Source organism: Microbacterium sp. EB106-03-03-XG65 (genome assembly GCF_058791955.1).
Genome location: NZ_JBYTEB010000001.1, coordinates 957,470 through 979,134 on the forward strand (window position 1 = coordinate 957,470; position 21,665 = coordinate 979,134).

The window sequence follows — 21,665 nt, forward strand, 5'->3', positions numbered from 1 at the left end:
TCACGGGAGAGGCGAATGGGCATCATGGAGGGGAAGACTCTGCGCACGCGCAGAGCCATCGGAGGGGGAATCGCGAGCGCTACAGCCGCAGCGGTCGTCCTCGCGAGTGCACTGGTCCCATCGGCGGCGAATGCCCTCGATGCGGCGAATCCGAACGATCCTTCGGTCGCGCAGGGGCAGATCATCGATCTGCCGGCGCCACTGCTCGGCGGCCTCGATGTCGCGGCGCTCGGACACACGCTCACGAGCAACCCGGCGGCAGCCGGACCTGAGCTCGGCGGACTCGACATCGCGCTTCTCGAAGCGCTGAACATCCAGGTCGGTGCGGTGAACCTCCCGCTCCTGACCGACGGCACAGGCCCCGGACTGCTGCAGCTCGGCGACCTCGGAACGACGCAGAGCTACAGCTCATCGCCCACGCAGACGCAGTCCGTCGCTTCGTCCGGAACGATCACGTCGGGCGGCGCGATCGACGCCGGCGCGATCGACGGCTCGAGCAACCCCGCGTCTCTCGAGCTCACGGGACTCCTGTCGCAGCTCGGCCTCACCGGCGTCACTGACGGGATCATCGACGAAGCGTCGGTGAGCATCGGCGCGCTCGCATCGCGCGCCACTTCGGATCAAGACGTCATCGCATCCGAGTATCGGATCGCCGACCTCGGCGTCGACCTGCACAGCCAGCTGCTCGACGAACTCGCCGACACGCTCGACACGACCGTGCAGACGGCCGTCGCCCCGGTGAACGCCCTGGTCGGCCCGGGCGGTGCGCTGACGAACCTGACGAGCTCGATCTCGAGCACGCTGAACGGCATCAACGCGCTCCTCGCGCAGGTGCGCTCCACGGGCGCGACGTCGACCATCGTGGGCCTCGACACGGTCGGGCAGACCGTCGCGAATGAGGTGCTCAACGAGCCCGTGCAGAACACCACGGGCTCGGTGCTCGTCGACCTCGAGACCGGCACGATCTCAGCGAATCTCGCGCAGATCCTGGTCGAGACCGGGCAGGGAGCCGACCTCAACAGCCTTCCGGCGAACACGCCGGCTCTCTCCGCGGCGACGATCGCGGCGATCCAGCAGGGAGTGACCTCGGCGCTGACCGGCACCCACGCCGACAGCCTGAACGGCAAGCTGGCGTCGGTGCTCACCACCACGCTGAACGCACTGCAGGTGCAGCTGCAGGTGAATGTGCAGCTCTACACGCCGGGGGTCCCGCCGCTCGTCCCCGAGGTCATTCTGGCGAACGGAAACATCACGGTCGCCGGTTCGCTCGCGCAGTTCGCCGGAGTCGGTGCGCAGCCCACGGTGACTCCGAACATCACCCTCGCCGGGCTGGATCTCTCGCTGCTGACGACACCCGTCGTCACGCTGCTGACCAACACGCTGAGCACGGTCACCGCACCCCTGGTCAATACGGCGCTCACCAGCGTCGTCCCGGGTCTTCAGACGACGCTCGCCGCCACCACCGGTCCCCTTCTGACCGCGCTCGACCCCGTGCTCCAGGGCGTGCTCTCGGGCATCGCGACGATCACCATCAACGAGCAGAACGAACCAGGCGACATCCCCGGCGACAGCTTCACCGTGCGGGCGCTCGGCATCAACCTCCTGCCCGCCGTCGGCGGCGGGGTGGAACTCGACCTCGGCTCGGCGACCGTCAAGGCTGCGGTCGCTGCTGTCGCGGCGATCGATGCGGCCGCCACGGTACCCGCGGGCACAGACCTGCCGGTCACCGGGTCGGGCTGGCCCGCGAACACCTCGGTATCGATCGCGGTCACGACTCCCGGCGGCGATGCGGTCAACGAGCCGGAGTTCGTGACGACCGACGGCAATGGCGGGTTCACCACGACCTTCTTCATCCCCGCAGACACGACGCCGGGCACGGGCTTCACCGTGACGGCGACCGCGGGTGGCATCACAGCCACCGACACGACAGAGGTCACGGCGGCGGCGACGGTCGATGCTGCCCCTGCGGTGCAGGACGGCACCGACCTCGCGGTGACCGGCGCCAACTGGCCCGCGAACTCGACCGTCTCGGTGCAGCTGACCGCGCCCGGTGGGGGTGCGATCGGCGGACCTGAGACCGCGGCGACCGACGAGTTCGGCGTCTTCACACTTGCCTACCCCGTACCGGCCGGAACCCCCGCTGCGCCCGGTTACACCGTGACGGCCACCGCTGGAGCACAGACGGCGACCGACACGACAGAGGTGACGGCCGCGCCGGTGCCGGTGGTGGATGCCGCCGACACCGTGCAGGCCGGCACCGACCTCGCGGTCGGCGGTGACACGTGGCCGGCGAACACCGACGTGACTCTTCAGCTCACGGCACCCGGTACCGGCGAGAACATCGGGACGGCCGTCACAGTGACGACGGACGGAGCCGGCGCCTTCGCGACCGGCTACCCGGTGCCTGCCACGGCAGTGCCCGGCACGGGATACGTGCTGACGGCGACGGCCGGTGCGCAGTCGGCGATCGACACGACCCAGGTCACGGCAGCGGTATCGGTGGATGCTGCGGACACGGCTCAGGCCGGAACCGATCTGCCGATCACGGGTGCGAACTGGCCGGCGAACACCGATGTCACGGTGCAGCTGACGGCTCCGGGCGGTGCGACGGTCGGTGGTCCTGAGACGGTCACGACCGACGGTGCCGGCGGGTTCACTCTGAACTACCCGGTGCCTGCCGACGCCGAGCCGGGCACGGGCTACACCGTGACCGCCTCGGCCGGAACCCAGACCGCGACCGACACGACCGAGATCACGGCCGCCGCGACGATCGACGCCGCGCCTGCGGTGCAGGCTGGCACCGACCTTGCGGTCACGGGTGCGAACTGGCCCGCGAACACCGTCGTCACGGTGCAGCTCACGGCTCCCGGCGGCGGCGCCATCGGCGGACCCGAGACGGCGACGACCGACGGCACGGGCGTGTTCACCCTCGCCTACCCGGTGCCCGCGGGAACCCCCGCTGCCACCGGATACACGGTCACCGCGAACGTGGGAGCACAGACGGCGACCGACACGACCGAGGTGACGGCTGCGCCGGTGCCGGTGGTGGATGCCGCCGACACCGTGCAGGCCGGCACCGACCTGCCGGTCAGCGGTAACACATGGCCGGCGAACACCGACGTCACTCTCCAGCTCACGGCCCCCGGCACGGGCGACAACGTCGGTGGGCCGGTCACGGTGACGACCGACGGCACCGGCGCCTTCACGACCGACTATCCGGTGCCCGCATCCGCGGTGCCCGGCACCGGCTACATCGTGACGGCCACGGCCGGTGCGCAGTCGGCGATCGACACGGTCGAGATCACGCCCGCGGTCGCGGTGGATGCTGCGGATACGGCTCAGGCCGGAACCGCCCTGCCGGTGACCGGTGCCAACTGGCCTGCGAACACCGACGTCACGGTGCAGCTCACGGGTCCCGGCGCGACGCCGGTCGGCACGCCGCAGACCGTCACGACCGACGGAGCGGGCGGGTTCACGCTGAACTACCCGGTGCCTGCGGACGCTGAGCCGGGCACGGGCTACACCGTGACGGCGACGGACGGCACGCAGACGGCGACCGACACCACCGCGATCACCGCGGCGGTCTCGGTGGATGCTGCGGACACGGCTCAGGCCGGAACCGATCTGCCGATCACGGGCGCGAACTGGCCCGCGAACACCGAGATCACGGTGCAGCTCACCGCTCCCGGCGGTGCGACGGTCGGTGGTCCCGAGACGGTCACGACCGACGGAGCGGGCGGGTTCACTCTGAACTACCCGGTGCCTGCGGACGCTGAGCCGGGCACGGGCTACACCGTGACCGCATCGGCCGGAACCCAGACCGCGACCGACACCACCGATATCACCGCCGCCGCGACGGTCGACGCCGCGGACACGGTCGAGGCCGGTGGAGATCTGACGGTGACGGGCGCCGGATGGCCGGCGAACACGCTGATCACGGTGCAGCTCACCGCTCCCGGTGGCGGTGACATCGGCGGACCCGAGACCGTCACGACCGGTGCGCTCGGAGGCTTCACCCTCGAGTACCCGGTTCCGGCCGGCACCCCGGCTGGAGCGGGCTACACCGTGACGGCATCCGCGGGTACCCAGACGGCGACCGACACCACCGAGGTCACGGCGGCAGCCGTCGTCGTCGACGCGGCGGCCTCGGTCCCGGCGGGCACCAACCTGTCGGTGACGGGATCCGGCTGGCCGCTGAACACCGCGGTCGCGCTGCAGCTCACCGCTCCCGGCGGCGCTGACGTCGGCGGGCCCGTCGATGTGACGACCGACGGGGCGGGAGCCTTCTCGACGGTGTACGCCGTACCCGCAGACGCGACGCCGGCCACCGGCTACACGATCACGGCCACGGCAGGTGCGATCACGGCCACCGACACCACCGAGGTGACGGCGGGCGACCCGGGCGACGTCAACACCAACGCGGCGGCGTCGGCATCCGCATCGGCTGACGCCACCGCTGACGGAGACCCCTCCGCGCAGGCGGCGGCAGAGGCTGCGGCCTTCGCAGACGCCACGTCGAACGCCTCGGCCGCGGCTGACTCCGATGCGACCGCTGCGGCTGAGGCGGCGGCGACGCCGGATGCCTCGACCGCGGCATCGAGCGACGCGACCACCGATGTGAACGCCTCGGCGGCGACCGCCGCGCAGGCAGCGGCTCAGGCCGACGCCTCGGATGACGCGAACGCTTCGGCATCGACGGCGGCGGACGCGAACTCCGCGGCTTCGTCGGAGTCGGCGGCGACGAGCGATTCGTCGTCGGATGCCTCGTCCGAAGCCTCGGCCAACACGAACGCGGCTGCCTCGGCATCCGCCTCCGCAGACGCCACGGCAGACGGTGACCCGTCCGCGCAGGCAGCGGCTGAGGCCTCCGCCTTCGCCGACGCCACCTCGACCGCGTCGGCCGCGGCCGATGCGAGCGCCGAATCGGCGGCTGAGGCGGCTGCTCTGGCTACCGCATCGGCTGACGCCTCGACGACGTCGACGTCTGACGCGAACGCTCAGGCTGCTGCGGCGGCCCAGGCCGCGGCGCAGACCGACGCGTCGGATGATGCCAACGCGTCGGCCTCGGCCGTCGCCGATGCGAACTCCTCGACGGCGGCGCAGGCCGCAGCCGTGGCGGACGCCAGCAACGACGCGTCGGCCGATGCCTCGACGAACGCGAACGCCGCGGCCTCGGCTTCGGCATCCGCGAACGCCGATGCGACGACGGCCGCAGTCGCCGAAGCCTCCGCGCAGGCGGCGGCCTATGCCGACGCGACGTCGGAGGGCTCGGCTGCGGCCGACCCGGCGGCAGAGGCGGCGGCACAGTCCGCGGCGACGGCGAACTCGTCGACCGCAGCCACCGCTGACGCGACCTCGGCCGCCAATGCCAACGCTGCGGTGGCGGCACAGGCGGCTGCGCAGGCAGACGCGTCCGACGACACCGCGGCGCAGGCCTCGGCGGTCGCGAACGCCAACGCCTCGTCGGCGGCGGATGCTGCGGCGGTCGCGAACTCGTCGACGGATGCCTCGAGTGAGGCCGCAGCGACGTCGCAGGCGAACACCAACGCCTCGGCCTCTGCAGCGGCATCGGCGCAGGCCGATGACGACAGCAACGCCTCGGCTCAGGCCGCGGCCGAGGCTGCGGCACTCGCTGACGCGACGAGCTCGGCATCGGCGGCGGCGGATGTGTCCGCGAACGCGGCGGCCCAGGCCGCTGCGACCGACGACGCCTCGACCGATGCCTCGGCCACGGCGACGTCCGAGGCCTCGGCGGCAGCTGCGGCGGCGGCCCAGGCTGCAGCGCAGAACGACGCGACCTCGACCAGCGCGGCGGACTCGTCGGCGTCGGCCGATGCCGATCCGAACGCCTCGGCGGCAGCCGCTGCCAACGCCTCGGCGTCGGCGACGGCCTCGGCGACGGCGGCGGCAGACGCCTCGGCGGAAGCATCCGCGGAAGCATCCGCCTCCGCGACCGCAGAGGCCTCGGCTTCTGCAGACGCGGGCGCCGACCCGACGCAGCAGCTCGGCATCCGGGTGCTGGTTCCCGTGCTCGAGCGCGGCGAGCAGCAGACCGCGATCGGCACCGGCTTCCGGCCGGGCGAGGTCGTCACCGGTGTGATGACCTCCGACCCGCTCGCGCTCGGCACCCAGGTGGCGAACGCGCAGGGAACGGTCACGTTCACCTGGACGATCCCGGCCGACTACGACCTCGGAACGCACACCGTGACGCTCACCGGACCCGAGTCCGGAAGCATCGCGACCACGTTCAAGGTCGTGGCGAAGGGTCTCGCCACCACCGGTGGTGACGTGCAGGGCGGATGGATCGCACTGGCGGCGCTGCTGCTGATGCTCGGGTTCGGAGCGACCAGGGTCGCCCGCTCCCGGCGCCCACTCGTCGACACCGAGTGAACGTCGCGTAGGAAACGCTGACAGGTCGGGGCCGTCAATGCGGCGGTCCCGACCTTCGGTGATGAGAAGGTATGGGAATGAGCACGATGACCGAGGCGTCACCGGACGCACAGGACGAGAATCCCCGCTCGACCGCATCCTCGAGGCCCCGCCCCGCGTGGTGGGTCAAGCTCGTCGCTTTCGCGGCGTGCCTGCTGACGCTGTGGCACATCGGTGCGTCCTTCCTGTGGATCGCTCCGTACTCCGCGTTGCGGGAGATCCCGACCCAGGAGGTGCTCGCGGGGTACATGCTGCCGATGTTCGGACAGTCCTGGAGCGTGTTCGCCCCCGAGCCCATCAACGGCGACTACCACTTCAACGTCAGGGCCGTCATCGAGAAAGACGGAGAAGAGGTCGAGACCGGGTGGGTCAGCGCGACCGACGTCGAGCTCTCGATGATCCGCTACAACCTGTTCCCGCCGCGTGCCGGCATCCAGTCCACTGAGGTGGCGAGCGGTCAGATGGGCGCCTTCAACAAACTGAACGAGCAGCAGCAGGCCGTGGTCGCACTCGACTTCGCCGAAGACGGCTGGGAGGACTGGATGGTCCGCTCGTTCGATGAGCTCGAGGGCGAGAACCCGTCGACCGAGGCCTACATGGCCGAGGAGCGACTCTCCACGGCGTATGCCACGCAGGTCGCGTACGCGATCTGGGGCGCGGATGCCGTCGTCTCGGTGCAGTACCGGGTCAGCCGACAGAATGTGGTCCCGTACGCCGACCGCAACGATCCCGGCGCGCAGCGCCCGGACCCGACCTTCTCGACGACCGGGTGGCGTGCCCCTATAGAAGAGGAAGGGCAGAGTCGCGAGAACTTCGCGAACACGTTCCGCAGCCAGTTCGAGAGGACCCAGCCGTGAGCGCCCCGACGAAGACCTCATCGAAGGCCGCGCCGAAGGCTGCGTCGAAGGTTGCGGCCGAGACCGCGACGACGTCCACGGCGGGAGACACGGCTTCGATGAAGCCCGGTGTCCCCGGGGCGGCACCCGAGGCGCAGACGGTCTCGTTCCCCGCGAGAGTCCTCACCTTCCTGTCGTCGATGATCGGCGGACTGTGGGCGATGGTCGTCTCGGCGATCGACCGTATCTCGGCGTTCGTGGGCGACTGGCTCTTCAACGGGAAGAAGGCCCTGTACGGCCTCGCCGTGACGCGCATCCTGTTCGGGGTCACCGCGATCGGCCTTCTCGCATCGAACTTCAGCACGCGGCTGTACACCTTCGGCTCGGGATCGGCATGGAACGGCGAGCTCGCCGAACCCGTGAGCGACTTCCCGAAGATCTGGCTGTTCAGCGCCTTCCACGCGGCGATGGGGAACGACGTCCTCTATACGGCGCTGTATGTGCTGTTGGGCGTGCTGGCCGTGCTGTTCGTGCTCGGCTGGCGGTTCCGCATCGTCCTCCCCGTGTTCTTCTGCCTGTGGGTCGGTTTCATCGAGGCGAACGACATGGTCGGCGACCAGGGGGACAACATGTTCCGCATCGCGCTGTTCCTGCTCTTCTTCGCCGATCCCGCGGCACGCTGGTCGCTCGATGCGAAGCGTCGGGCCCGGAGCGGCGACTGGTTCCCTCCGAACAGCCAGCCGGCGCTGCTGGGCACCATGTTCCACAATCTCGCCCTCGTCGCCCTGACCGCACAGGTGTGCTTCGTGTACGCCTCCGGGGCGCTCTTCAAGGCCGGCGGCGAGCCGTGGAAGGAGGGGTACGCGGTCTACAACCCGCTGCAGACCGCGCGCTTCGGCACCTGGCCCGTGCTCAGCGATCTGGTGACGGCGTGGGGCCCGATGGTGGTCGTCGCGAGCTGGGGATCGATCATCCTGCAGGTCGCGTTCCCGCTCATGCTGCTGACGCGTCCCACCCGACTGCTCGGCCTGCTCGGCATCCTGTCGTTCCACATCGGCATCGCGGTGCTCATGGGGCTGCCCTGGTTCTCGTTGACCATGATCGCGATCGACTCGATCTTCATCCGTGACCGCACCTGGTCGCGGCTCAGCGAGGGCACCGTGCGGCGGTGGAATGCCGCGAAGCGCCCGGCCATGAGCGCGGCACCACCCGGGACTGTGGCCTGACGACAATCGGGCGCGGCGACTGGGTCGGGCCGCGTTGGAGGATGACCACAGGCGACTTCGCCTCTCGTTGTGGCAGACCTACCATGGCAGCATCCCTACTTCTCTGTGAGAGGAATGCACATGGTCGACGCTGCTGTCCGTCCGAAGACGACTCCCGCCCCCGGTTCCCCCGATGTCTCTGATGCCGCGCTGCAGGTCGACGTCGCCCAGGTCACCGAGTTGCTGCTCGGCACCTGGGCCGACACGAGACGCGAAGCCCGTGAGCTCATCAAGGACTCGGCGTTCTGGCGCGACGACGAACTGGGCAAGGACGAGCACCGCGAGCGCGTGCTGAGCCAGCTGCACCTGCTCGTCGAGAACAAGGCCGTGCACCGGGCATTCCCCAAGTCCCTCGGCGGCGAGGAGAACAACGGCGCGAACATCGCCGGTTTCGAGGAGCTCGTGGTCGCCGACCCGAGTCTCCAGATCAAATCGGGCGTGCAGTGGGGGCTCTTCGGCTCCGCGATCCTGCAGCTGGGCACCGCCGAGCACCACGAGAAGTGGCTGCCCGGCGTCATGGACCTCACTATCCCCGGTGCGTTCGCGATGACCGAGATCGGCCACGGCTCCGACGTCGCGGCTGTCGGCACCACCGCGACCTATGACCCCGAGACCTCGGAGTTCGTGATCAACACGCCGTTCCGCGGCGCCACGAAGGAGTACCTCGGCAACGCGGCGCTGCACGGTGTCGCCGCCACCGTGTTCGCCCAGCTGATCACGAACGGCGTCAATCACGGCGTGCACTGCTTCTACGTACCGCTGCGCGGAGACGACGGCGTCGACCTGCCCGGAATCGGGCGTGAGGACGACGGGCTCAAGGGCGGGCTCAACGGCATCGACAACGGACGGCTGTCGTTCGATCACGTGCGCATCCCGCGCACGAACCTGTTGAATCGGTACGGCGACGTGGCAGCCGACGGCACGTACTCGAGTGCGATCGACAGCCCCGGTCGCCGTTTCTTCACGATGCTCGGCACGCTGGTACAGGGCCGTGTCTCTCTCGACGGCGCAGCCTCGTGGGCGTCTGCCCTCGGACTGAAGATCGCGATCACCTATGCGACCCAGCGCCGCCAGTTCGACGGGGCGGACGGGCAGGAGGTAGTGCTGATGGACTACGGCAAGCACCAGCGCCGACTCTTCCCCCGCCTGGCGACGACCTACGCGCAGATCTTCGCGCACGACGAGTTCCTGCAGAAGTTCGACGGAGTCTTCTCGGGGCGCATCGACACGCCGGCCGACCGCGAAGACCTCGAGACTCTGGCTGCGGCGCTCAAGCCGCTCTCGACCTGGCACGCGCTCGACACCCTGCAAGAGGCGCGCGAGGCCTGTGGCGGGGCGGGCTTCATGTTCGAGAACCGTCTCGTCGGCCTCCGCGCCGACCTCGACATCTACGTCACGTTCGAGGGCGACAACAACGTGCTGCTGCAGCTGGTCGGCAAGCGCCTGCTCACCGACTACGCCAAGCAGTTCACGGGCAAGGATGCCGCAGCGCTCGCGAAGTTCGCGGTCGGGATGACCGCAGGCAAGGTGTTCCACGGCGCGGGTCTGCGCCAGTTCGGGCAGTCGGTCGTCGATCTGGGCCAGGTCGCCCGCTCGGTCGAGAACGGGCTGCGCGAGGAGCAGCAGCACCAGCTGCTCGCCGAGCGCGTGCAGCAGATGGTGGCCGATGTGGCCGGCCGCCTGCGCGCGGGCGGCAAGGACAAGGCGCTCGGGGCGCGGCTGTTCAACGAGAACCAGGCGGAGCTCATCGAGGCGGCGCGCGCGCACGGCGAGCTGCTGCAGTGGGAGGCCTTCACCGATGCCGTGCGCCGCGTCGAAGACGCCGACACCAAGAAGGTGCTGACGTGGCTGCGCGACCTGTTCGGCCTGCAGCTGATCGAGAAGCATCTCGCGTGGCACCTCATCAACGGACGCCTCTCGACGCAGCGCGCGGCCGCGGTCTCGCGCTACATCGACCGTCTCTGCGCGCGGCTGCGCCCCTACGCGCTCGACCTGGTCGATGCGTTCGGCTACGAGCCCGAGCACGTGCGCGCGCCGATCGCCTCGGGTGCCGAGAGGCAGCGTCAGGATGAGGCCCGCGCGTACTACGCCGAGCAGGCGGCATCCGGCGCAGCGCCCGTGCTCGAGAAGACGCTGAAGAAGTCGAAGCGCTGAGGCCGTTCGCACCCCATCGCACGCGGGCCGGGATCGAGTGATCCCGGCCCGCGTCGTGCGCGGTCAGCTGCCCCAGGGGCGGCGCGGGTAGTGTCGACCTGCCCCACCCGTATCGACCCCGAGGAGTCTGCGATGACCCGCGTCCACGCCTATGCCGCACCCAGCGAAGCCGCCCCGCTCGAGAAGACCGTCATCGAGCGTCGCGAGCTCGGCCCGAACGACATCCTGATCGACATCGCCTTCGCGGGCATCTGTCATTCCGACATCCACACGGTTCGCGGGGACTGGGGGCCGCAGAGCTACCCGCTCGCTCCCGGCCACGAGATCGCCGGAATCGTCGCGGCCGTCGGTTCGGATGTCACTCGGCACGCGGTCGGCGACCGCGTCGGAGTCGGATGCCTCGTGAACTCCTGCGGCGAGTGCCGCAACTGCCAGCGCGGTGACGAGCAGTTCTGCTCGAACGGCGCGATCTTCACCTACGGCAGCCCCGACCGCGACGGCAGCATCACGCAGGGCGGGTACTCCGAGCAGGTCGTGGTGACCGAGGCGTTCGTCGTGCGCATCCCGGACGCGCTCGCACTCGATGTCGCCGCGCCTCTGCTGTGCGCGGGCATCACCACCTACTCGCCGCTGCGGCACTGGAACGTCGGTCCCGGGTCGCGAGTCGCCGTCGTCGGACTCGGCGGGCTCGGACACATGGGTGTGCAGATCGCGCACGCGCTCGGTGCCGAGGTGACCGTGCTGTCGCAGACGCTGAACAAGAAGGACGACGGCCTGCGTCTCGGCGCCGACCACTACTTCGCCACGTCCGATGCGGGCACCTTCCGGTCGCTGCGGAACTCCTTCGACGTCATCCTGAACACCGTCAGTGCACCGGTCGATCTGCGCGCCTACCTCGGGCTGCTCGACGTGGGCGGATCGATGGTGTGCGTCGGCGCCCCCGCCGAGCCGCTCCCCGTCACCGTGTCATCGCTGATCGGCGGTCGTCGCTCGCTGGCCGGATCCAACATCGGCGGAATCCGCGAGACGCAGGAGATGCTCGACTTCTGTGCAGAGCACGGCATCGCAGCCGAGATCGAGGTCATCACCGCGGCTCAGATCAATGAGGCGTACGAGCGCGTGCTGAAGTCAGACGTGCGCTACCGCTTCGTGATCGACGGGTCGACTTTCGCGGACTGAGCCGAGCGGTTCCTCCGGGCGGGGATGTCGCTGACTGGAGGTGTTTCTCGGGATGCCGGAACGGTGGTGCGGTGTTCCGGAATATGCTTCTGAACTGGCCTTTGGCGGGCTGGTTTCGAGGGTCGAATGTCGGTGGGTGAGGGTTGGATGGGGTCATGCCCACCCGCACGCTCTCCCTTCTCGATCAGGCGGTGTCGTGCCTGGATGAGGTGCTGGCCGGTGCCGGTGCCGGTGCGGATGCGGGCGGGCTGGCGGGGTTGTCGGATGCGGAGCGCGTCGACGTGCTCGTGATCGCGGGGGCGGTGTTCCGTCGGGTGGAGGCGGTGGTGGTCGAGGCGCTCGCGACTGTTCCTTCGTCTGCGGTGGATCTGGCGCACGTGGCGGGGTGCCGGTCGGAGAGCGAGTTGTTGCAGCGGACGCTGTTGATCGACGTGCCGGCGGCGACGCGGATCGGCAGAGTCGTGGGGCTGGTGCACCGGGATGTGAGCCTGGTGTCGGGGGAGAGGCTTCCGGCGCGGTGGCCGGCGTTGCGGGAGGCGCTGTTGGAGGGCGCGCTGACGGTGGAGGGGTTCCTGGCGGCGGTGGGCCCGTTGCAGAAGTGCGCGGATCGGATCACGGCCGCGGAGCGCCTGGCGGCGGATGAGTTCCTCGCCGACCAGGCGCGCGGGGTGCGGGATGCAGACGCGGGGCCGGATGCGCCGCGGGGTGCGAAGCCGACGCCGGCGGATCTGCAGATCCTTGCCCAGGCGCTTGTCGCGTTGTGGGATCCGGATGGTGCGGAACCGGATGATGACAACGCGCAGCACCGCCGCGGTGTGACGATCGGGCGGTTGAAGCACGGTCTGCGGTCGATCCGCGGATGGTTGTCCCCTGAGGTCGCTGCGCAGCTCGAGACGATCTTCGACGCGATCAACAACCCCAAGGGTGCGAGTGGGGCGGGGGTGCGGTTCACAGGCGCCGACACCGATGCCGATGCCGATGTCGATGCCGATACCGACACCGACACCGACACCGATGTCGATGGTGGCTCGGGTTGCGGCGCGGGGTTCGATCCGGTCGCCGAGGGCCTGCCTGACACCGAGGATCCGGCGAACTGCGACCCGCGGGCGGTGATCGATCCCCGCACCGCGGATCAGAAACGCCACGACGCGTTCGCCGCGGCGATCAGCATCGCCGCCCGCCACGCCTCGATGCCCACCATCGGCGGGGCCGCCCCGACCCTCGTCGTCACCATCGACGCGAAAGACCTCGCCGACGGCACCGGGTGGGCCACCCTCCCCGGCGCACACGGACACCCCTTCGCACACGCCCCCGCCCGTGTCGCCGCACAGACCGGCTGCACCGGAACCATCCAACGCGTGATCATGGACGAGGGACGCATCATCGGCATCAGCACCACACACCGGGTGTTCACCGCCCACCAGGGACGTGCGATCATCGCCCGCGACCACGAGTGCCTGATCCCCGGATGTCACACCCCCGCGACCTGGTGCGAGATCCACCACGTCACCGAACACGCACACGGCGGGCCCACGCACACCGACAACGGCGTCCCGCTCTGCTACTACCACCACCGATCCCTCGACGGATCCGATGGGACATCCGCATGACCACCGGCACCCCCCAAGTCAGAGGCCCCGCCTGGTGGGACCCCGAACAACAATGGCGAACACCCGCACTCAGCCTGCCGTCGCATGCATCGGCATCCCGCTCTCACTCGCGCGCCGGGTTCCGCTCCGGCTCCGGCTCCGGTTCCGGTTCCGAGTCCGGTCTCGACTCCGGTTCCGGTTCCGGTCTCGACTCCGGTTCGGGCTCCCGTGCAAGACCGGGGTCGCGCGACGCCGACGGCATTCGCGCCCGGATCCCGCTGTCCGAGTCTGCAGATACGGTGAGAGCATGACGTCTCTCGCCACCGGCCCTGACCACCGCGCGCGCTGCGCGTGGGTGGGCGACGATGCGGAGTACCGCCGTTACCACGACGAAGAGTGGGGCACTCCTCTGCGAGGCGACAGGGCGCTGTTCGAGAAGATGGCGCTCGAGGGGTTCCAGGCGGGGCTGTCGTGGATCACGATCCTTCGCAAGCGTCCCCGCTTTCGCGAGGTCTTCGCAGGGTTCGATGTCGCGGCTGTCGCGGAGTTCGACGAGAACGACGTGGAGCGGCTCATGACAGACGCCGGCATCATCCGCAATCGAGCCAAGATCGAGGCGACGATCGGCAACGCGCGCATCGTCCGGGAGATGGCCGAGGGCGACCTCGACGCATTGATGTGGTCCTTCGCGCCCGAGCCGCGCAGTCGACCCGCGACGCTGCTCGACGTGCCGGCCGTGACTGTCGAATCGACTGCGATGAGCAAAGAGCTGAGGCGGCGCGGCTTGCGTTTCGTGGGGCCGACGACCATCTATGCGCTCATGCAGTCGACCGGCATGGTCGACGATCACGTCGTCGGGTGCTGGCGCAGCGAGCGCGACGAACGATAGACCGCCCCTGAGCTCTGCCGTGCGGCGCGCTCGACCGCGGATATACTCGGTGACCGGGGGGAACGCCTTGCGCGTGGCGTCAGGCTCAGCACGGCGCGGTCTCCCTGCACCGACCGTGAGGAGCATGAGTGGCCACGCGCATGGCATCGACCCCGCCGACCTTGGCGGGCTACAGCTACGTGCGCCCTCTCGGTTCCGGCGGTTTCGCCGATGTCTTCCTCTACGAGCAGGACATGCCGCGTCGCGTCGCCGCCGTCAAGGTGCTGCTGGCCGACGCGGTCAACCCCGAGGTGCTGCGGACGTTCAACGTCGAGGCCGACATCTCCGCACGACTGAGCGCACACCCCTCGATCGTCACGATCTATCAGGCCTCGATCTCCGCCGACGGACGTCCGTACTTCGCCATGGAGTACTGCCCCGACACCATGAGCGCGCGCTACAAGAAGGCTCCGCTGCCGCTGGCCGACGTGCTCGACACCGGCGTGCGCATCGCGGGCGCGCTCGAGACCGTGCACCGCGCGGGGCTGCTGCACCGTGACATCAAGCCCTCGAACGTGCTGATCAACTCCCTCGGGGCGCCCGTGCTCGCCGACTTCGGCATCGCCGCCGCCGTCATCGACGAGGGCGACGGCGAGACGATCGCCATGTCCGTGCCCTGGAGCTCGCCGGAAGTCCTGCAGGAGCGCGTGACCGGTTCCGTCCCCAGCGAGATCTGGAGCCTCGGCGCCACGCTCTACACCCTCCTCGCCGGTCGGAGCCCCTTCGAGCGCGCCGACCGAGGGTCCAACTCGCGCGACCAGCTGACCGACCGCATCATCAAGGCGCGGTACACAGCGGTGCCGATCGCGGGGGTCCCGCCGATCATCGACGACATCCTCGCGACGGCCATGCAGCGCGACCCGGCCAAGCGGTTCGCGACCATGGCGGAGTTCGCAGAGCGACTGCGCTGGGCGCAATACGAGCTCGGCATCCACCCCACCGCCTTCGAAGCGGCCTCGGCGGAGTGGGCGGCTGCCGCGCCGGTGAGCTTCTCCGACTCCGCGGCCCGCGGCCCCGTCATCACGACCGTCGCGTCCGATTCCCGCCGTGCCGCTCGCGCAGCTCGCCCTCTCGCCGCGCCACGTGACCGCGATGACCTCCCGTCGACGCCGCGGACGAAGACTCGCTCGCCGTTGGTCGCCGGCGTGATCGGAGCCGTCATCGGAGCCGCGGCCCTCGGCGGAGTGGGCGTCGCAGCGCTGTTCCTGACGGGGGTCCTGTGATGGCGATCGGCGACCGCGCCAAGAACGTCGCGAGCCCGCGGCCTCGCCGCCGAGTGATCGCCGCGATCTCGGGAATCGCCGCACTCGCGGTCGTCACGACGCTCGCGATCACAGCGCAGGGTTACGAGTCGCAGGAGGTGCCACGGCTCGAATCCGCCGTGTGGGTCATGCGCGACAGCGGACAGTACGCCCGTGTGAACACCGAGCTGGCCGAGATCGACACGGTCCGCAACGTCGACGACCCCGAGGCCGTATGGCAGAGCGGCTCGCGCGCGGTGCTGTACGCCCAGGGGAACCGGCAGCGGTGGGATGTCGATCCGGCGACCCCCACCGACCTGCTCTCCGATCCTTCCGCAGAAGGCGCTCCGATCGCCTCGGAGCCGACGCCGGCGGGGACCCGCCAGATCATCTCGGCCGGCCCCTACGTCGCCTACCGCACCGACACGGGACAGGTGTCGGTGACGACTCTCGAGGCCGGAGCGGCGACCGCCCTGGTCGACCCGTTCTCCGGCGTCGAGGTCGAAGAGGGCGAGGACCCTCCGACCTACACGGCCGATGCCGTGGGACTGTCGCCCGACGGCCTGCTCGTGCTCTATTCGGCTGAGGAGGGGGCCGTCCGGCGTTTCGACATCGACGAGTACCGCTTCCTCGACGAGGGCACCGCCGTCGCGAACGCCCCCGAGGCCGGTGACGATCTCGCACTCACCGTCGTGGGTGAGCGCTGGGCGATGCTGCAGGGCGGCTCGGGCGATCTCTGGCTCTCGGGCCGAGACGAGCCCGTCGAACTCGACGTCGCCGAGGACGCCACACTTCAGGCGGGCACGGCGCGTGGCGACGACGTCGTGGTCGCCGACTCCGACGGCCTCGTGTCCGTCGAACTCGCATCCGGTGAGTCCGACCGCATCGTCGAGGCATCCGGAGTTCCGGCGACTCCGGTCGTGGTAGGCGGGGACACCTACGCCGCGTGGCTCGACACGGCATCCGGCACGCTGTGGTCGAACGGCGAGAGCGTGACGCTGACCGTTCCCGACGAAGCGCTCGACTCCGCGACGATCGAACCGGTCTTCCAGGCGAACGGCGATCGTGCGGTGCTGAGCGAGCTCGGCACCGGTCTGATCTGGACCGCCCCTGATGGGGTGCTGATCCCCCTCGAGCAGTGGGCCGTCGAAGACGAGACGGAGCAGGAAGAGGGCACCGTCATCGTCGAGGACGTCGCCGAGCAGATGCCTCCCGTGGCGGTGAACGATGCGTTCGGTGTGCGCGCGGGTCAGCAGGTGATCCTCCCTGTGCTGTTCAACGATCACGACCCGAACAAGAAAGACGTCCTGTCGATCGACCCCGCATCGATCTCGGGGCTCGCCGACGGCGGATTCGGCGACCTGTCTCTCGTCGCGAACGGGCAGTCCCTGGTCGTGAACGTGCGAGCGGATGCAGGGCAGACGAGCTTCACGTATGCGGTGACCGACGGCGCGGCGACCTCAGCGCCCGCGACCGTGTCGCTCACTGTGATCGATGACGCGTCGAACTCCGCGCCGGTGTGGTGCGGTGTGGAAGCGTGTCAACAGGAATGGCCGACCCCTCAGCTCCTCCCCGGCGGCAGCACGATCGTGTCGGCGCTGTCGGGCTGGGTCGATCCCGAGGGCGATCCCTTCGTCCTCAGCGACGCGTACGAGACCGACCCGTCGTCTCCCGTCATGGTCGTCCCGATGTCCGACGGCCGCGTCGCGATCCGGCACACCGACCCCAACGCGGCGGATGCCGTGATCCCGGTGACCGTGGTCGTCGAAGACGTGCACGGCGCCCGCGCGGAGAAGACGCTCGAAGTGCAGGTCACCGGCAGCCCCGCACTGCTCGCCGCTCCGGTGGCGCTGACCGCGCGGGTGGGCGAGCGGCAGTCGATCCGCATCTCGGACCATCTCTCGGGCGGGTCCGGTTCGTACCGTCTCGTCGACGCCGTGCAGACCGCCGCGACGGCACAGGGACTCGAAGTCACCCCCAACACGGCCGGGGGCACGGTCGATCTGACGGTCGCCGAGCCCGGTCAGTACGTCGTCACCTACACGGCGCAGGACGTGTCGACCCAGGCCGAGCAGTCCGCCGTCATCCGCATCACCGCGGTCGACGGCTCCTCGGCACTCGCGATGGCCCCGCTCACCGCTTTCGTGCGCGAGGGTGAGGACACGACGGTCGACGTGCTCGACTCCGTGCAGAACACCAGCGGCAGGGTGCTCATGCTCTCGGATGCCGTGAGCTCGACGCCGCAGCTCAATGTCCGCGTCGTCGGCAACGAGAGCATCCGCGTCAACGGCACGACCGAGAGCGGCGACCCCGGGGTCATCGGCACCGCGACAGTGACGGTCGCCGACGGGGCGGGCGCGGCTGTGCAGGGCACCGTCACGGTCTTCCTCGCTCCACCGTCGACAGTCACGCGGCCGATCGTCTTCCCCGACGCCATCACGGTGCGCGCCGGATCGCTCACGCGCATCAGCGTCGCGGCCAACGACGTCGCTCCTCGTGGCGAGCCGCTCGTCGTGCTCCCCGAGGTCACGGGCTCCGGTGAGGCCGGCGAGCTCGTCTTCGCCGACGGCAACGCACTGCGCTACCTCGCGCCGAGCACCCCGGGAACCTACCGCCTCACCTACTCGGTGTCGCTGGAGCGCAACCCCTCGCTGTACGACAACGGCTCTGTGACGGTGACGGTGCTTCCGGCCGGCACGAACCGTGCGCCGACCCCCACCACCCTCACCGGTCGGGTGCTGAGCGGTCAGACCGTGTCGATCCCCGTGCCGGCCACCGGCATGGACAGTGACGGCGACCGCGTCGTGCTGGCCGGTGTCGACCAGCCCGAGCGCGGGTCAGGCACGGCGACGATCTCGGCCAACGGCGAGTCGATCGTCTACCGTGCTCCCGCCACGGGCGTCTCCGGCGGGCAGGCGTCGTTCCGGTACACGGTCCGCGATCCCCAGGGAGAGACCGGCACCGGCATCGTCCGGGTCGGAGTCCTCGATGCCGACATCGACGACACCGCGCCGGTGACCTTCAGCGACTATGTGCGCGTCGAGGCGGGCTCCGAGACCCCTGTCGTGCTGGACCCACGCTCGAACGACCTCGACCCCGCGCAGAGCGACCTCGAGATCACCGAGCTCGTGCCCAATGCGCCCCCGGTGCAGGGCAACCCTCTGTACGAGCGGCTCACCTCGCTGATCGACCCGGACACCTCGTTGGAGGACGGCCGGATCGTGCTGCGAGCCGGCGACACGGCGGGCACGAACTCCTACTTCTACACGGTCAAGTCGGCGAGGTCCTCGAGCACGTCGCAGGGGCTGATCGTCGTCACGGTCACCGACGGCGCGGTCACGGACCAGCCGACCATCGCCGACACGGTCCTCACGGCGAGGGACAGGGATGAGATCGCCGAGCGCGGCATCGACGTCGTCACGGATCGGGTCAGCTGGCCCTCCGGCGACGTGGGTTCGCTGACGCTGAGCCTCTGGGGCGACCAACCCGGATTCTCGGTGCAGGGCGACCGCATCATCGGTCAGGCACCCGCAGAGGGTGCGCTCGTGCCGTTCCAGCTCACCGGCACGGCGCAGGGCGGGCGCGACGTGGTCGGCCACGGATTCCTGCGCATCCCGGCCTTCGACGACATGCAGGTGCAGATCAAGCCGGGCACCACGCCGTTGACGGTCGACGAGGACGCCTCGGTCTCGTTCGGGCTCGCCGACTATGTCGACCTGCCGCCCTCCGACAGCATCGAGGTCGGTACCGGTGAGTTCGCCGCGCAGCGTGCCTCGGCCACGTGTGCCCCGGACGGCTCCGGCGGAGCGATCTACAAGGCGGGCCGGGAGGCCCCCTGGGCTGACACGTGCCTGGTGCCGGTAAGGCTGCAGGGGCAGGAGCGCTGGTCGTACATCGACGTGCCCATCAGCATCCGCCCGGCAGAGCCCCAGCTGCTGCTCTCGTCGATCTCGCATACGATCGCGCCCGGCGCGACCGAGAGCGTCGATCTGTACTCCAACATGGCGAGCTGGGAGGGCGGTCGCGAGGGCGATGTCGGCGCTCTCGACTATCGCGTCGTCTACAACGGCTCGGCATTCATCGTCACCCAGAACGGGGCGTCGCTCACGATCGAGGCGCGGGCGGATGCTCGGCCGGGCAACACCGAGAACGTGAGCATCACGGTGCCGCAGTACGGAGAGCCGTCGGCATCCGTCCGGCTCGTGGTCGGGGCGGCGCCGCCGGATGCTCCTCGCGGTGCGACGTTCACGCGGCAGTGCGTCGTCACCAACCCCAACTGCTCCATCGAGGTGGTCGACGTCGCGGGTGAGTACGATCCGTTCGCGGGCAAGGCCGGCTCGGGGCTCCGCCTGGTGTCCCTGGGGGACGGCGCGCGGTGCGACGTCGCATCGATCTCGACCTCGGGCAGCACCTCGCTCGTCGCCACCTGGCCCGGCGGCGGTCAGGCGCCCGGCGGCCAGTGCGTCATCCCGTTCGTCGTCTCGGACGCTCAGGGACGCACGGGCACCGGCACGCTGACCCTCGATCTGCAGGGCTTCCCGCAAGCGCCCGCGAGCGTCTCGACCGTCGGGTTCACCCGCTCCACGGTCGAGCTCGAGGTGCCGCTCGGCGAGGCAGGGCGTGCGCACCCCGCGGTCAGCGCGATCACGATCCTGCAGGACGGTGCTCCGGCGAATACCTCGTGCAGCCCGGCGGGTGGCGGCGTCTACCGCTGCACCGTCAGCGGCCTCGTCAACGGAGAGCCGCATGCGTTCACCGCATCGGCCGTGAACGGGGTCGGCACCTCGGCCGCGACCTCGGCTCACACCACGTGGGCCTACGCGGCACCGGTGGTGTCGAACGCCTCGGCCGCGCCGGTGTACCGCGCCGGTGTGACCGACCGGTCGCGCGGTGTGGCCGCGCTGTCGGTCGCCGCATCCGACGATGCCCGTGCGTTCCGCATCGAGGAGACGGGGCAGGTCATCGAGCGCACCGGTGCCACGACCACGGCCGACATCACGCTCGCCCCCGGTGCGCAGACGCTGACCCTCGTGCCGATCAGTCAGTTCCAGCCTCCCACCGGCGAGGGCGGCAACGAGGGCGGCGCGTTCCGCACCTCGGTGACCGTCGCGGGCACCGTGTACTTCGACCCCGCGGGCACCCAGGCGGCCGCAGCGTCGAACACCTCGGTGAACGTCACCGGGGTGAAGGCGCAGGCGAACGGCAGCGCACAGCCCCTCGATCTGGTCTACCTCGCCTGGCGCTCGGGCACCGCGAGCTGCACTGTCGACGGCAATGGTCGCCTGGTGGTCTCGGGAGCCGAGGCGAAATCCACATCCGCGACCCTCACCAACCTGGCCGAGTACTCGGTGTACAAGATCAAGGCGTGCGCCTCGAACGGCTACGGCGTCGCCGAATCGGCCACGACAGAGGTGTTCACGTTCGTGTTCGTCGACGGTCCGAAGGGCAACGCGAGCTACACGGTGGCGACGCAGCCCGCGTTCCAGGACAATCGCTACGCGTACGTGCTCGAGTCGGCACCGAACGTCGCGGCGAGAGACGGCTTCGTCACGCAGTACAACAGATATGGCTCGTGGTACCCGAACTTCGAGCTGACCTCCGACGCCTCGCCGCTGCCGGTCAGCGCGCGATCGTGTCATGCGGTGTTCACGCAGTTCTGCTCCGACCCGATCGAGATCGTGCCGCGCACCGCGCCCACCACCGTCGCGGTGCAGTTCCAGCGCTGTGTCCCGGTGAACGTGAACGACGTGTTCACGGTGACGGCGGCTGCCCGCGGCTCGTACTCCGCGATCTTCGAGCCCAAGATCGTCGACGGCGTCTCGGTGGTCGACGCCAGGATCACCTGGACCGGCGCTTTCGCCGCGCTCAAGCCGATCAGCCACCGTGCGCCGCTGTGCACCCAGCCGCCGCCCCCCAAGCCGCCGGTTCCCACCAAGCCGCCGGTTCAGCCCGAGCCCGAGCCCGAGCAGCCTGAGGTTCCGGGCGTTCCTGTGGACCCGGCCGGATGACCATGACGATGACGACTCCCCACGACCCCATGCCCT

The 21,665-nt window shown here is 69.9% G+C and carries 9 protein-coding genes; all 9 read left to right on the forward strand.

The window, feature by feature from the left end; translation table 11 throughout:
- Window positions 1–24 precede the first annotated feature (24 nt).
- Window positions 25–6,390 carry a hypothetical protein gene (locus AC3WS6_RS04595; protein ID WP_492499889.1) on the forward strand — a complete coding sequence of 2,122 codons (6,366 nt, stop codon included), beginning with the start codon at window positions 25–27 and terminating at the stop codon, window positions 6,388–6,390.
- Window positions 6,391–6,467: 77 nt separating this feature from the next.
- Window positions 6,468–7,286 (forward strand): DUF5819 family protein, encoded by an 819-nt coding sequence (locus AC3WS6_RS04600; RefSeq protein ID WP_492499890.1) that lies wholly within the window; start codon window positions 6,468–6,470, stop codon window positions 7,284–7,286.
- 98 nt (window positions 7,287–7,384) lie between these two features.
- Window positions 7,385–8,491: an HTTM domain-containing protein gene (locus tag AC3WS6_RS04605; RefSeq protein WP_492501446.1), complete on the forward strand. Its 1,107-nt coding sequence runs from the start codon at window positions 7,385–7,387 to the stop codon at window positions 8,489–8,491.
- Between the two features lie 120 nt (window positions 8,492–8,611).
- Window positions 8,612–10,684, forward strand: coding sequence for an acyl-CoA dehydrogenase family protein (locus tag AC3WS6_RS04610; RefSeq protein WP_492499891.1), 2,073 nt, complete (start codon window positions 8,612–8,614; stop codon window positions 10,682–10,684).
- A gap of 132 nt (window positions 10,685–10,816) precedes the next feature.
- Window positions 10,817–11,863, forward strand: coding sequence for an NAD(P)-dependent alcohol dehydrogenase (locus AC3WS6_RS04615; protein WP_492499892.1), 1,047 nt, complete (start codon window positions 10,817–10,819; stop codon window positions 11,861–11,863).
- Between the two features lie 155 nt (window positions 11,864–12,018).
- Window positions 12,019–13,473 (forward strand): HNH endonuclease signature motif containing protein, encoded by a 1,455-nt coding sequence (locus tag AC3WS6_RS04620; RefSeq protein ID WP_492499893.1) that lies wholly within the window; start codon window positions 12,019–12,021, stop codon window positions 13,471–13,473.
- A gap of 286 nt (window positions 13,474–13,759) precedes the next feature.
- Window positions 13,760–14,341, forward strand: a complete 582-nt coding sequence (locus AC3WS6_RS04625; RefSeq protein ID WP_492499894.1) for a DNA-3-methyladenine glycosylase I — start codon at window positions 13,760–13,762, stop codon at window positions 14,339–14,341.
- A gap of 128 nt (window positions 14,342–14,469) precedes the next feature.
- Window positions 14,470–15,603: a serine/threonine-protein kinase gene (locus tag AC3WS6_RS04630; RefSeq protein ID WP_492499895.1), complete on the forward strand. Its 1,134-nt coding sequence runs from the start codon at window positions 14,470–14,472 to the stop codon at window positions 15,601–15,603.
- On the forward strand, window positions 15,603–21,629 hold the full coding sequence (locus tag AC3WS6_RS04635; RefSeq protein WP_492499896.1) for an Ig-like domain-containing protein: 6,027 nt from the start codon (window positions 15,603–15,605) through the stop codon (window positions 21,627–21,629). The genes AC3WS6_RS04630 and AC3WS6_RS04635 overlap by 1 nt, the downstream gene beginning before the upstream one ends.
- Window positions 21,630–21,665: the final 36 nt, after the last annotated feature.

Coding starts and splice junctions, on each gene's coding strand:
- AC3WS6_RS04625 (WP_492499894.1), top strand. CDS start 13,760: ATGACGTCTCTCGCCACCGGCCCTGACCACCGCGCGCGCTGCGCGTGG.
- AC3WS6_RS04615 (WP_492499892.1), top strand. CDS start 10,817: ATGACCCGCGTCCACGCCTATGCCGCACCCAGCGAAGCCGCCCCGCTC.
- AC3WS6_RS04605 (WP_492501446.1), top strand. CDS start 7,385: ATGAAGCCCGGTGTCCCCGGGGCGGCACCCGAGGCGCAGACGGTCTCG.
- AC3WS6_RS04595 (WP_492499889.1), top strand. CDS start 25: ATGGAGGGGAAGACTCTGCGCACGCGCAGAGCCATCGGAGGGGGAATC.
- AC3WS6_RS04635 (WP_492499896.1), top strand. CDS start 15,603: ATGGCGATCGGCGACCGCGCCAAGAACGTCGCGAGCCCGCGGCCTCGC.
- AC3WS6_RS04620 (WP_492499893.1), top strand. CDS start 12,019: ATGCCCACCCGCACGCTCTCCCTTCTCGATCAGGCGGTGTCGTGCCTG.
- AC3WS6_RS04610 (WP_492499891.1), top strand. CDS start 8,612: ATGGTCGACGCTGCTGTCCGTCCGAAGACGACTCCCGCCCCCGGTTCC.
- AC3WS6_RS04600 (WP_492499890.1), top strand. CDS start 6,468: ATGAGCACGATGACCGAGGCGTCACCGGACGCACAGGACGAGAATCCC.